General features: G+C 54.6%; 12 protein-coding genes. 9 read left to right on the top strand and 3 right to left on the bottom strand.

The window, feature by feature from the left end; all coding sequences use genetic code 11:
- Positions 1-229: 229 nt before the first annotated feature.
- Positions 230-1,540 (bottom strand): deoxyguanosinetriphosphate triphosphohydrolase family protein, encoded by a 1,311-nt coding sequence (locus tag CGZ75_RS14875; RefSeq protein WP_089525068.1) that lies wholly within the window; start codon positions 1,538-1,540, stop codon positions 230-232.
- A 379-nt stretch (positions 1,541-1,919) separates the two neighbouring features.
- On the opposite strand from CGZ75_RS14875, the gene CGZ75_RS14870 reads away from it, so the two are divergent.
- From CGZ75_RS14870 to ptsP, 5 genes are all read left to right on the top strand, one after another.
- Positions 1,920-2,786: a PRD domain-containing protein gene (locus CGZ75_RS14870; protein ID WP_089525067.1), complete on the top strand. Its 867-nt coding sequence runs from the start codon at positions 1,920-1,922 to the stop codon at positions 2,784-2,786.
- An 80-nt stretch (positions 2,787-2,866) separates the two neighbouring features.
- Entirely contained in the window at positions 2,867-3,367 is a 501-nt protein-coding gene (locus CGZ75_RS14865; protein ID WP_089525066.1) for a PTS sugar transporter subunit IIA, read from the top strand.
- Between the two features lie 22 nt (positions 3,368-3,389).
- Entirely contained in the window at positions 3,390-4,862 is a 1,473-nt protein-coding gene (nagE, locus tag CGZ75_RS14860; protein ID WP_089525065.1) for an N-acetylglucosamine-specific PTS transporter subunit IIBC, read from the top strand.
- Between the two features lie 255 nt (positions 4,863-5,117).
- Positions 5,118-5,378, top strand: coding sequence for an HPr family phosphocarrier protein (locus tag CGZ75_RS14855; RefSeq protein ID WP_089525064.1), 261 nt, complete (start codon positions 5,118-5,120; stop codon positions 5,376-5,378).
- 9 nt (positions 5,379-5,387) lie between these two features.
- Positions 5,388-7,364 carry a phosphoenolpyruvate--protein phosphotransferase gene (gene ptsP / locus CGZ75_RS14850; RefSeq protein WP_245850871.1) on the top strand — a complete coding sequence of 659 codons (1,977 nt, stop codon included), beginning with the start codon at positions 5,388-5,390 and terminating at the stop codon, positions 7,362-7,364.
- Positions 7,365-7,489: 125 nt separating this feature from the next.
- Here ptsP and CGZ75_RS14845 read toward each other — a convergent pair whose 3' ends face one another.
- Positions 7,490-8,707: a glycosyltransferase gene (locus CGZ75_RS14845; protein WP_176444852.1), complete on the bottom strand. Its 1,218-nt coding sequence runs from the start codon at positions 8,705-8,707 to the stop codon at positions 7,490-7,492.
- Positions 8,708-8,728: 21 nt separating this feature from the next.
- On the bottom strand, positions 8,729-9,409 hold the full coding sequence (gene rpiA, locus CGZ75_RS14840) for a ribose 5-phosphate isomerase A (protein WP_089525062.1): 681 nt from the start codon (positions 9,407-9,409) through the stop codon (positions 8,729-8,731).
- 315 nt (positions 9,410-9,724) lie between these two features.
- Here rpiA and CGZ75_RS14835 point away from each other — a divergent pair, with 315 nt between their 5' ends.
- The 4 genes from CGZ75_RS14835 (at position 9,725) to CGZ75_RS25340 (ending at position 12,213) form a co-directional block, all read left to right on the top strand.
- Entirely contained in the window at positions 9,725-10,210 is a 486-nt protein-coding gene (locus CGZ75_RS14835; RefSeq protein ID WP_089525061.1) for a hypothetical protein, read from the top strand.
- Between the two features lie 51 nt (positions 10,211-10,261).
- The gene (locus CGZ75_RS14830) at positions 10,262-10,744 is read left to right on the top strand and encodes a hypothetical protein (RefSeq protein WP_141136777.1); all 483 of its coding nucleotides are present in this window, start codon (positions 10,262-10,264) and stop codon (positions 10,742-10,744) included.
- 367 nt (positions 10,745-11,111) lie between these two features.
- Positions 11,112-11,633: a hypothetical protein gene (locus CGZ75_RS14825; protein ID WP_089525059.1), complete on the top strand. Its 522-nt coding sequence runs from the start codon at positions 11,112-11,114 to the stop codon at positions 11,631-11,633.
- Complete coding sequence (locus CGZ75_RS25340) at positions 11,614-12,213, top strand: hypothetical protein (protein ID WP_176444851.1); 600 nt, start codon at positions 11,614-11,616, stop codon at positions 12,211-12,213. The genes CGZ75_RS14825 and CGZ75_RS25340 overlap by 20 nt, the downstream gene beginning before the upstream one ends.
- Positions 12,214-12,288: the final 75 nt, after the last annotated feature.

Raw genomic sequence — 12,288 nt, 5'->3', positions numbered from 1 at the left:
TATTTTTCACTCTGCTCCCATCCATAATGCTCCCTCGGAGCCCTCCGCGCTATGGCTGATATGGGAATTTAATGTGAATAAGCGCACCAAAAAAAGGAAGTCTCCATGGCCGCAATTAAGCGGTTCATGGAGACTTCCTTTTACATCTACCTGCAGAGCTATAGCCATCAACAGAGCGGATTGCGAAAAGGATGTTCCCGCGACACCGTCGTTATCAGCGTCGTCCCCCTTAGTCCATCTCATAAATCGAGCCGGACTTGCTGGCGAACAGCTCGGCGTACACCTTCTCGGCGTAGGCGTCCGTCATGCCGGCGATATAGTCGGCAACGAAGCGCGGCCAGCTCCATTTGGCAGCGTGGCTTTCGTAATTTTGCAGCCAGTCGGAAGGAACGATGAGGCGGCCGGTTTCTGGCTTGATGAAGCTGTCCCATAACTGCTTGATCATGATCTCGCTGCGCATCTGCAGCCGCTGGACGCGGAAGTCCTTGATGAGCGTCACCCAAGCCAGCTTTTTGAGAATTTCCATCGTGCGCAGCAGCTCGTAGTCGCAAGCGTCATCGCGCACAAACGTAACTCTTTTCCAACCTGCCTCGTCAATGATGCCGATCCTTCCAGCGAATGTGCTCACCCAGCGAGCCTTGATTTCGCGGCGGGTCCGGGATGCTTCGCGTCCACAGGCGATATAAATGCTCTCCCACTGACTAATGAAGTCATCCAGCACCCGTCGTACCATCTCAGGGATGTTGACCTCTTCCCAGCGGAAGTCTTTATTGCCTTCATCATCGACAATTTCCTGGACCAGATGGGAGTGCAGATGTTCACTTTCAAAAAAGGTCCGGTCCATCCCGATTTTCCCGGCGCGGATGCCGTCCTCAATATCATGAGTGGAGTAGGCGATGTCATCGCATAAGTCCATCAGCTGAGTTTCCAGCGTTTTGGCGCCCTCTGGCATATCCCATCGCTCGCGCAGTTCGCGGATGATTTCCCATTCTGGCGCGTAGACGCCCTTTAGGCGGCCCGGCTCATCGATGCAATAAGGATACTTGTTGACGGCGAGCAGCACGGCTGCAGTCAGATCGAGTCCGCTGCCGCTGCCGGCGCGCTTTTCTAGAAACATGAGAATGCGGAAGTTCTGGGCGTTGCCCTCGTACTTCATTCCGTACTGCTCCTGCAGCAGCCCGTTAAGCACCTCTTCACCACGATGGCCAAAAGGAGGATGGCCAAGATCATGCGCCAACGCCGCACATTCAACCACCGCAGGGCTGACGACAAGTCCGGGATGTTCGCCCTGCTCGACAAAAGGATAATGCTTGGCCAGTCGGCGAGCCGCCTCGCGAGCAATTTGAGAAACCTCAAGGGAATGCGTCAGCCGAGTGCGATAGTAATCGCCCGAGCCTGCGCCGAACACTTGAGACTTGCCCTGCAGACGGCGGAACGCCGGTGACTGGATCAAACGGGCATAATCGCGCTCGTATTCCTCGCGTTCTTCGCTGAAGGTGCCAAGGGCTGGTTCGTCCAGCCGCATATGTCGAATATCCACTCCGTATCCCCCTGCCTTTTCCTCTTATGGAACAAAATATAACATAATAACTGAATTATATTTCAAATGTGATATTAGATGACATTAACAATACCGCAAGCCTGGCGGCTGGCGCAACTTTCCGTTGACGAAAGCGTTTTAGATGAGCTATAGTTTTTACTTGCATCGGGTATTTTCTATCGGAATGTATGAAAAATAAACTTCATAAGCCGTTTCTAAGGCGTGCGACTATTTGATTAGGCATGAGCCAAGGAAAGCGATAACACGGATAAACCAGCATTCACCTTCGAATGCGTTTATTATCCTGTGTTCGCTATCCTTGGTTTTTTTGCGTCCACCGGGGAACGGTAATAGGAAAGGGCGGAAGGAGGAGGAGCCGATGTCCGGTGGCAGAGAGTACCGAATCGAGCGCGCAGTAGGCAATAACGTTATTTTGACGGTGCGCGTGGATACGGGCAAGGAATACGTACTGTTCGGCAAAGGACTCGGCTTCGAGGCCAAAGGACTGCAGACCATTCCGGGAGACGATCCGCGCATCGAGAAGCGCTACCGGCTGGACGACAAGGAAGAGGCCGGACGCTACCGTCTGCTGCTAGAGGAAATCGAACCGGAATCCGTCGCCATTGCCGAGCGAATCGTTGAACGAATTCGGGAGGATATGGGCATCCCCGTCAGTCCTAAAGTTTATTTTGCGCTGCCGAGTCATATTCAGTTCGCTGTATTTCGGCTGCATAGCGGAATGGAGATTAGCAATCCATTTCTGGAGGAGACGAAGCTGGCCTTCCCTCAAGAATATGCTATTGCAGCAGAAGCTGCTCGCATGATCGAGGAAGCGTTCGGAATTCCCATACCCGAAGAGGAAGTAGGCTTTCTAACCTTTCATGTCCATTCGGCTGCAGGGGAGCTGTCGGCTGGACAGCTGGCGCGACGCACCAAGCTAATGGCGGAGATGATCGCGTTAATCGAGCAGGAGGGCGAGATCGCAATTCCACGCAGAGGCAGCGACTACGCAAGACTCGTCATGCATCTGCATCATGCGTTGGACCGGCTTGCGGAAGGTAAAAGTGCCACGAATCCGTTTGCCGACGAGATTGCCGACAAGTTCCCCGAAATGCATCGGATAGCTGCGCTCGCCGCAGAGAAGATGGAGAAGGAGCTCGGCTTGCCAGTGGGCAAAAACGAGATCGGATTCCTCGCGATGCATGTGCATCGTTTGTTGGAGGCTTACAGGCAAGGGGATAACTGACGCGGGCAACGCCGCGATCCGTCTCGTTTGTAGAGGGGTCCGGCTTTCAAAATAACTTTATTGATAAGGAGAGATTATCCATGTTCAAAAAACTATTCAGCAACAAAAAAGAAGCTCAGGTTGTCGAGGTCGCAGCCGCTATTACAGGACGTCTTGTTCCGCTGGCGGAAGTGCCGGATGAAGCTTTTGCCCAAGGTATGATGGGCCCTGGAGCCGCGATCGACCCATCCGAAGGCGTTGCTGTCGCTCCGTTTGATGGAGTTGTTGCGCATCTGATCGACACGCATCATGCGGTCATCGTGGAGCATGAATCCGGACTGCAGCTGCTGATCCATATCGGCATCAATACGGTATCCATGCAGGGCAGCGGCTTCAAAGCGCTGGTCAAAACCGGCGATGCCGTCAAGGCCGGTCAACCGCTGATCGAGTTCGACCTGGAAGCAATCCGCGCCGCCGGCCATTCGCTCATCTCTCCGGTCATCGTGGCGGAGGAAGAAGCGGCCGAGAAGGTTGACTGTCAATACGGCACCGTTAAGGCTGGCGCAACTGGGAATTATACGATAACCCTTAAACAAACTTAATGATGAATAGGGAGGTAAAGTTATGTTAGCTTTTTTGCAAAAAATCGGGAAATCTCTCATGCTGCCAGTGGCAGCGCTGCCTGCGGCGGCGATTCTGCTGCGCTTCGGCAATATTAACTACGTCACTGACTTCGGTTGGGGCAGCACTGGCGAATGGATCAACACTTATATCGCACCGTTCCTGGCCGCAGGCGGTTCGGCGATTTTTGATAACTTGCCGATTATTTTCGCAGTTGGCGTTGCGATAGGTATGGCTGGTGATGCTGTTGCCACACTGGCAGCGGTCATTGCTTACTTAGTGCTGCAGAATGTGCTGAAAGCAGGTCCGCTAGTGTTCCCGGGCATCATCGGCAAGGACAGCGTGCTCAACATGGGCGTACTCGGCGGTATCGCATCGGGTCTTGTTGCAGCTTACATGTACAATCGATTCCATAAAATCAAACTGCCAGACTGGCTCGGATTTTTCGGCGGCAAGCGTTTTGTACCGATCATCACGTCTGTTTCCATGATTCTTATCGGTATTGTGTTTGCTCTAATCTGGGGTCCGGTGCAAAACTGGCTGGATACGTTCGGCAATTGGGTCGTCAGTCTCGGCGGCGTTGGTGCTTTCATCTACGGGTTGGCGAACCGCTTGCTGCTCCCGTTTGGCCTGCATCATATTCTCAACAGCATCGCCTGGTTCCAGATCGGAACGTTCACAGATGCAGCTGGCAAAGTAGTGACGGGCGACCTGAACCGTTTCTTCGCCGGCGACCGCACGGCGGGTATGTTCATGACTGGTTTCTTCCCGATCATGATGTTCGCGTTGCCTGCGGCGGCTATGGCTATCATCCACACTGCCCGTCCAGAGCGTCGTAAAGTGGTTTCCTCCATTTTCATCGGGGCAGCTGTTGCCTCGTTCTTGACTGGTATCACGGAGCCGCTTGAATTCGCGTTCATGTTCGTCGCGCCTCTGCTGTATGTGGTCCATGCTGTGCTTGCGGGTATTAGCGGCTGGATTATGTACGAGCTTGACGTCAAGCTTGGCTTCGGATTCTCGGCTGGTTTGCTCGACTATTTGATCAACTATCAGCTTGCCACGAACCCGCTCATTCTCATTCCAGTCGGTCTGGTATTTGCGGCTGTCTACTATGTGCTGTTCCGCTTCCTAATCATCAAGCTGAATCTCAAAACGCCGGGCCGCGAGGACGAAGAAGCCTCCGAAACCGGCACAAGCGGAAATCCGCAAGATGTCGCTGGCAGCTCCGCACTCGGCGCCACTAATGATAAAGCATCCCAGGTGCTGGCTGCGCTTGGCGGCGCTGGCAATATCGAGAGCGTGGACGCTTGCATCACCCGTCTGCGTCTCGTCGTCAAGGACGACAAGGAAATACGTGACGCTGACCTCAAGAAGCTGGGCGCTGTCGGCGTAATCCGCCTCGGTAAAGGCGCGGTGCAGGCTATATTCGGAACCTCTTCGGAGGAACTGAAGGATGAGATTAAGAAGAAGCTTTAGCAAGTGATTGGTTTTGGGGAGATAAGGGAACGAGCAGCAGAAGAGATTTGGAGCGAACCCATCCATTTAATGTGGTCGCCTTTGTAGAAGGAATCCCACTACAACAGATCGGTTCGCGCAGCGGGTACCGCTGTTAAGCTTCTAAGTTCAGCTTATACAGCAAGAAAAAGAACATGCAACAAACATGGGGATCCATAGAGGGCTGCGCAAGGGAAAGCGCGGCTCCTTGGGGATATGAGAGGAGATTAATCGGAAATGGAAAAAACATTCACGATTGTAAATCCGACGGGCATTCACGCCCGTCCAGCGCGGAAAATTGTCGAGGCGGCGAAGCCTTTTGCCGGTGACGTACATCTGATTAAAGGCGACATTCGCAGCAATGCAAAAAGTCTCGTGAAGGTGCTGTCGGTCGGCGCTAAGCAAGGCGACGTTGTTACGGTTGCGGCCCAAGGCGAAGGGGCCGAGGCTGTTGTGGACGCGATCGGAGCGGTTCTAAGCTCCGCGGAAGCGGAATAGCGGGTGGCGATGAGAACGATTCAGGGAATCGGAGCCGCCCCGGGTTATGCCATCGGCCTCGCGAAGCGGGTCGGGGCGGAATTGTCCGTCGCCGCGAGATCGATCGCGGCGGAGGAGGCTGGGCGCGAGGCGGAGCGTTTCGACGCCGCCGTGGCGCAGGCATCCCGGGAGCTGGAAGCGATCCGGGAGCGGATGAGCGCCGAGGGGCGCCAGCACGAGGCGGAGATTTTTGAGGCTCACGTCTTCCTGCTGGAAGACGAGGAACTGGTGGGCGTGGCACGCGAGTGTATCACCGAGGGGCTGCAGGCCGCCGACTCCGCTCTATGGGAGACGGCAGAAGAGGTGGCGTCGGTCATCGCCGCGCTGGATGACCCGTATTTGCGGGAGCGCGCTGCTGATGTGCGCGACGTGAGTCAGCGGGTCATCCGCATCCTGCAAGGAGCGACAGATGTCGGCTTGGCGACAGAGCCAAGCGTTGTCCGAGAAGCAACTGCGGTAACTGCATCGGCTTCAACTGATCCAACGACATCAGCTGTAACTGCGTCAGCTGACCAAGCTTTATCTGCCGTTGTAGCAATTGCAGGGAGCGAGGGAGCCGAACACTCCTCAATCGGGGGTAATGCAGGAGCTGAAGCAGCGGGAGCTGTAATTTCTGTATCAGTTCCAGGCCATATCGTCTGGGAGGATTACCTAGAGGCTATTGGAGCCCCGCTCAAGCAGGTGCTCATCGCGGAGGATTTGACTCCATCCGATACGGCACAGCTGGACCCGAAGCAGGTGGCTGGTTTTGCGACAGCCGTCGGGGGCCGGACCTCGCATAGCGCCATCATCGCGCGTTCTGTCGGCGTCGCTGCCGCAGTCGGCGCGGGCGAGGCGCTAAACGATATAAAAGATGGACAGACTGTAATTGTAGACGGCTTCAGCGGCGTAATCATCGTTGATCCAATAGCGGAAGAGCTGGAGCGTTATCGTGCGCTCGAAGCAGAATACCGCCGCAGCCAGGCCGAGAATGAAGTTTTCCGCGGCCGTCCATCTGTCAGCGCTAACGGCGTGCAGGTCGAGCTGGCTGCCAATATCGGCAGCGCTCAGGATGCCGTCCAGGCGAAAAAACATGACGCAGAAGGCATCGGCTTGTTCCGCACTGAGTTCCTTTATATGGGGAGGGACACGCTGCCCGGTGAGGACGAGCAATACGGTGCTTACCGCTCCGCTGCAGAGGCGCTCGGCCCGGATGCTTCTGTCGTGATCCGCACGATGGATATCGGCGGCGACAAAGAGTTGCCGCTGCTGGAGCTGCCGCGCGAGGACAATCCTTTCCTGGGCTACCGCGCCCTGCGCATTAGCCTGGACCGTCCGCAGCTGTTCAAGACCCAGCTGCGAGCAATACTGCGCGCCAGCGCACACGGGAACATCAAGGTAATGTTCCCGATGGTCGCTACGCTCGGCGAGTGGCGGCGCGCCAAGGCACTGCTGGAAGAGGCGCGCGAGGAGCTGCGCGCTGAAGGCAAGCCGTTCCGAGATGATATGGAAGCCGGTATCATGATCGAGATTCCGGCCGCCGCCATGATGGCGGATCGTCTGGCACGAGAGGTCGACTTCTTCAGCATCGGCACGAATGATCTCGTGCAGTACACGATGGCGGCCGATCGGATGAACCCGAAGCTCAGCTACTTGAGCGATCCGCTCCATCCGCCGGTGCTTCGCCTCATCGACCGCGTTATCCGCGCTGCCCATGCCGAAGGCAAGTGGGTCGGCATGTGCGGCGAAATGGCCGGCAATCCGCTGGCGGTGCCGCTCTTGCTCGGCATGGGCCTGGACGAGTTCAGCATGAGCTCGTCCGCCATCCTCGGCACGCGCGCGCTGCTCTCGCGCTTGAACCAGTCCGAGCTGGCGGAGCTTGCCGCCGCCGCTCTAGATCTGGACAGCGCGGACGACGTTCGCGCGCTGGTGGAACAGCGCGTGCCGCAGGCGGCAGCACGCGCCTAACCATCCTTGCCCGCGGGTACCCCGCGCGCAACAATATCCTACGCATGGCTACCCCATGCGTAAAAAGCGTTCCAAAGCTGAAAACACACAGCTTTGGAACGCTTTTTTTAATTTGAGATTGTCGGTCAGCTGCGCCCTCTCGCCGTCTGGCGTATCAGGTCATGCAGCTGTGGCAGCGGATCAGCGGGAGCTGCTGCTATCAAGCGGTCTTGCAGCTCCGGATCGCCAGTGGTAAGCGCCCGCAGCTCTTGCAGCAGCGTGACCGTGCTCAGCTTCTCCTCCGGCAGCACGCGAGCAAGCCCAGCAGCCTCAAAGGAGGCTGCATTACGGAGCTGGTCGCCGCGGCTTTGCGAGAGCGGCAGCGGCACAAGCAGCATTGGCTTGCGCAGTGCCAGCATCTCGAAGAGAGCGTTGGCGCCTGCGCGCGTCAGCACGGCATCGGCCAGCGCCAGCACATCGGGCAGCTCCTCCGATAAATACTCGAAGGAGCGGTAGCCCGGCTCTGAAACGGACTCGCTCGTTGCCGATTCACTCGCCATTGAACCGCCCGCCGCTAATCCGCTCACAGTCAAACGACCAGTCGCCGAACGATTCGCCGCTAACCCGCTCGCCGCCGATCCACCAGCCGCTGCAGCTCCGCTGGCGACTTGCCCTTTGCCGCGCAGATGGACGATCTGCCAGCGTGGTAGCAGCTCCGGCAGCGCCTCGGTGATTGCTTCATTAAGGCGGCGGGAGCCGAGGCTGCCGCCCATGACGAGCAGCACGGGGCGGCTGCGGTCGAAGCCGCATAGCTTCCGCCCGCGCTCCGCATCGCCGTTGTACAGTTCCGGCCGCACGAGCGGACCAACCTGCACAACGCGTGCGCCACGGATATAAGCGGCCGTCTCGGGGAAAGTCGTACAGACGGCAGTCGCGCAAGGAATCGCGATCCGATTGGCAAGTCCAGGTGTTACGTCGGACTCGTGGATGATGGCTGGAATGCGGTTGAGCTTCGCTCCCAGCACAACCGGTACACTCACAAAGCCGCCTTTGGAAAATACAACATCCGGCCGCAGCCGTCGCAGCAGCGCCGCTGCCTGCACCAATCCTTTACCGACGCGCAGCATGTCGGAAAGATTGCGCTTATCCCAGTAGCGGCGCAGCTTGCCAGTGGAAATGTCATGGTAGGTCACGCCTTTTAGCGGCTCGATTAGGCTGCGCTCGATGCCATCTTTTGAGCCGATGTAATGAACGGACCAACCGTCTGCCAGCAGCCCGGGAATCAGCGCCAGATTGACGCTCACATGTCCGGTAGAGCCGCCTCCTGTGAGGACGATGGTTTTGTCTTGGTGTCTATTTTTCATATTCATTTTCATCGTAGAGATCTATTCACCTGCCTGCTGTTTCAGAACGCGTACGCCCTGTGGACCAGCGACATAAACCGTATCCGCCATACCAACGAACAGGCCTGTCTCCAAGACGCCGAGCAGCGATTTGAGCCTGCGGTCGACTGCGCCAGGGTCTACTATAAGACCGAAATCGCAGTCGAGAATGTAGTTCCCGTTGTCAGTGCGCACTGGCTCGCCGCTCCGCTCGCGGCGTACAGCGACACAGCCTTCTGCCTCCACACGGCGCGCGGTGGACCGCCAACCGTAGACGGCAACCTCCACCGGCACGGTGAACGCGCCCAGCTTAGCCACGGCTTTGGACTCATCCGCCACGATGACAAGCCTTTTTGAAACAGTCGCCACCATCTTCTCCCGAAAATGGGCCGCGCCGCCGCCCTTGATCAGATCGAGGCTGTCGCTGACCTCATCCGCGCCGTCGATCGTCACGTCCAGCGGCTCCAGCTCCCATAGCTCCGCGAGCGGAATGCCCAGCTCCAAAGCCAGTTTTTCTGTCGCCTCCGAAGTCGGTACACCGGTAAACTGCAGCCCTTCTTCCTTCATCCGGCGTCCCAGCTCCAGAATCGTATAATAAACGGTGGATCCGGTTCCCAGACCAACCTTCATGCCGCTTGTCACAACATCGGCTGCTTGTACACCCGCCGCTTCCTTGAAGTTCATGTTCCTGATTCCTCCCGAAGTATAATCGTTTTCATATTTATTAGGCAGCCAGTGCGGCCTATCTCCTTCGCACATTAGACGGTTACGAAAGTCTTGTCAATGTTGACGATTAATTCTTTTTCTATGATTAAGATGCAAAAATATGGGCTTTTGATAGGTCAATAGCCAGGGGCCGATCCTGTTCCAGATTCATAGAGTAAGAGAAGATAGACCAGCTTTTTTTTTGCAAACGTTTCTATTAAAAGACCCGAACCGGAGAAGGGAGTACCGCTAGCGAGAGTATTTGATATTTTCATTAGAAGGAGAGAGAGGGAAATGGACAGTTTAGAATTGAAGACGAGCGGCATCCAGAGTCCGCGTCTAGGTATAAGGTTGGTTTTGTTTATTTTGCTCCTAATTGCAATCAAAAAAAGAAAGAAAAAATGCGTGTGCCCGCCTCCGATCATTGGAGAAACGCAAGGATTTAACGTGTTAAACAAAACGAGCAGCATCACATTTACCCTTGCTTCCGCTACCGGAGATTTGCAAAGTCCGCCCCCGGCCGTCGGCACAACCCTTGCTCCCAATGGCAGAGAGAATTTTGAAGTTAAAACAGATGAAACTAAAAACCATACCAGCGCTAACATCTCATATACCGCAACGGCAGCGAACGGAACCCCGATTACACTATCATTCACCCTAATAAATGGCGCTAACGGCGGAATTCAGAATGTCAAAGCCACAGGGCTAATAAACACAAGCGTCAATCAGGGCTCGGCCTTTGCTGATCCGTCCTTGACGATCACGGATAAAAGCTCATAACAGAGGCGTGAGCCTGGGCATGGCTTGGTTTTTTATTTAAGGAGTGATGAAATGATGAATGTTAAGCCTTCGAATACAAGCGGCAGCAGAGGCGTGAGCCTGGGCATACGGCTGATCTTGTTCATTCTACTCATTATTGCGATCAAGTTGATCAAGAAAAGAAGAAAGTGCGGATGCCCGCCGCCAATCGGGAGTACGCAAGGTTTCAATGTTAAAAATAGCACCAAAACGATCACGTTGACCCTTACTACCGCTAGCGGAGACTTAGAAAAGCCGCCCCCTCCTCTTAATACGCCTTTGCCTCCCGGAAGCACGGCCGATTTCGAAGTGACAAGCAAAGCAGGACATACTACACGCGCCAACATCAAATATACCGGAACGGCAGCGAACGGAACCCCGATCACAGTCTCGTTTACTCTTGTAAATAGCGGAGGAGTGTTGACTGGCGTTGACAACCTTGCTTCCACGGGGCCTGTCAAAGTCAATGCTGAAACGACATCCGGCAATGCCCTGATAACAATATCTGACTCTTAGGCGAAATATCGCGCTATAAAGCATATACGCCCTTGGAAGCAAGGGGAGCGATTGCATGGCATAGTCGATTTCGCTGATCGCTCACATTCGACAGAAAGCAGGAAGGCTCATCGCTTCCTGCTTTTTTGATTTCTTTTCAGAATAGACCGAACAAGCCTGCAACCTGCCCGTTCAAGTCTACTATGTTGCTTCAGATCGCCCACTTCCAGCGATCTAAAAGGAAGACTACGCGGATTGATAGATAAAAATATTCTTCGATTGGTCGATAGCCAGGGGCCGGATTTAGTCCAGTTTCATAGGATAGAAATTAGGTTGAACCTCTCCATTGCCAGTGTGTTTCTAGTGATTTAAAAGGAGGAGTATAGAAATGGGTGATTCACTAGCAGAAACGAGCAGCAGCTCCAAGGTCTCCCCCCGGGGCGTAAGGCTGGTTTTACTTATACTGGTTATTATCGCTCTGAAGAAACGCAGGAAAAAAAAGCCGTGCAATTCATGCAAGCCTTGTAATTCGTGGAAGCGGTGCAAGCCGTGCAAGCCGTGCCCGCCGCTTCTCGGAGAGACGATAGGCGTCGACGTTGTGAATGAAACTAAAAGTATTACCTTCACGCTTACCTCTGTTAACGGACCTGCGGGAAACCCGCCTATTGGCTCGACCCTTGCTCCTGGCGGTGTATTCAATTTCGAGGTCAAATCCACAGTATTGCAAACGAACCGGGTTACTGTTGTATACACAGCTGTGGTGAACGGAGAAGCGTTTCAGCTCTCGTTCGTACTTGTGAACACCAGCGGTATTACCCTAAATGTTGATTCTATTAGAACGACTGGACCTGTAACGACAATTTTCAGCCCTAGTGATGGAAAATTTTTCATTGAAGACAAAACAACCTGAAAGGAGCTTCTTTGGATATCAAATTTTAAGGAGAGATGTAAGAGTGGATGATCTGTTAGCAGAAACGAGCCGTTTCAAGACCCCGTCTCGGAGAGGGAAGCTGGCTCTGCAGAAAAACATGAAAAAAAAGCCGAGTAAGTCATCTAAGCCGAGCAAGTTGCTTAAGCCAATCAAGTCGCGCAAACCAGGCAAGCCGCCGTGCAGGTCGTGTAAGCGCTGCAAGCCATGTAGGCCATGTCCGCCGCTTCTTGGAACTACGATGGGCATCAACGTTTTGAATCAAACTAAAAGTATTAGCTTCACGCTTACCTCTGTTGACGGACCTGCGGGAAATCCGCCTATTGGCTCGATCCTTGCTCCTGGCGGTTTATTCAATTTCGAGGTCAGATCCACAGCATTCAAAACTAACCGGGTTCTAGTTGTATACACAGGTGTGGTGAACGGAAATGCATTTCCGCTCTCGTTTGAACTTGTGAACATCGGCGGTATTACCCTGAATGTTGAATCTATTAAAACGACTGGACCCGTAACGATAGATTTTAACACCACTGTTGAAGAATTGTTCATTACCGACAAATAGTCTGAAAGGAAAGCTGAGTTCTCCAACTTCGAGCCGCCGCATGCACAAGCCCCAGTACCGCATACTAAACGGTGG

Origin of the sequence: Paenibacillus herberti, assembly GCF_002233675.1 — a bacterium.
Classification (GTDB): Bacteria; Bacillota; Bacilli; order Paenibacillales; family Paenibacillaceae; genus Paenibacillus_O; species Paenibacillus_O herberti.
This window is presented reverse-complemented; position numbering and strand designations above follow the sequence as displayed.

Excerpts from the sequence above, each read along its gene's own strand:
- CGZ75_RS14835 (WP_089525061.1), top strand. The coding sequence starts at position 9,725 with ATGGACAGTTTAGAATTGAAGACGAGCGGCATCCAGAGTCCGCGTCTA.
- CGZ75_RS14830 (WP_141136777.1), top strand. The coding sequence starts at position 10,262 with ATGATGAATGTTAAGCCTTCGAATACAAGCGGCAGCAGAGGCGTGAGC.
- CGZ75_RS14855 (WP_089525064.1), top strand. The coding sequence starts at position 5,118 with ATGGAAAAAACATTCACGATTGTAAATCCGACGGGCATTCACGCCCGT.
- CGZ75_RS14865 (WP_089525066.1), top strand. The coding sequence starts at position 2,867 with ATGTTCAAAAAACTATTCAGCAACAAAAAAGAAGCTCAGGTTGTCGAG.
- ptsP (WP_245850871.1), top strand. The coding sequence starts at position 5,388 with ATGAGAACGATTCAGGGAATCGGAGCCGCCCCGGGTTATGCCATCGGC.
- rpiA (WP_089525062.1), bottom strand. The coding sequence starts at position 9,409 with ATGAACTTCAAGGAAGCGGCGGGTGTACAAGCAGCCGATGTTGTGACA.
- CGZ75_RS14870 (WP_089525067.1), top strand. The coding sequence starts at position 1,920 with ATGTCCGGTGGCAGAGAGTACCGAATCGAGCGCGCAGTAGGCAATAAC.
- CGZ75_RS14845 (WP_176444852.1), bottom strand. The coding sequence starts at position 8,707 with ATGAAAAATAGACACCAAGACAAAACCATCGTCCTCACAGGAGGCGGC.
- nagE (WP_089525065.1), top strand. The coding sequence starts at position 3,390 with ATGTTAGCTTTTTTGCAAAAAATCGGGAAATCTCTCATGCTGCCAGTG.
- CGZ75_RS14825 (WP_089525059.1), top strand. The coding sequence starts at position 11,112 with ATGGGTGATTCACTAGCAGAAACGAGCAGCAGCTCCAAGGTCTCCCCC.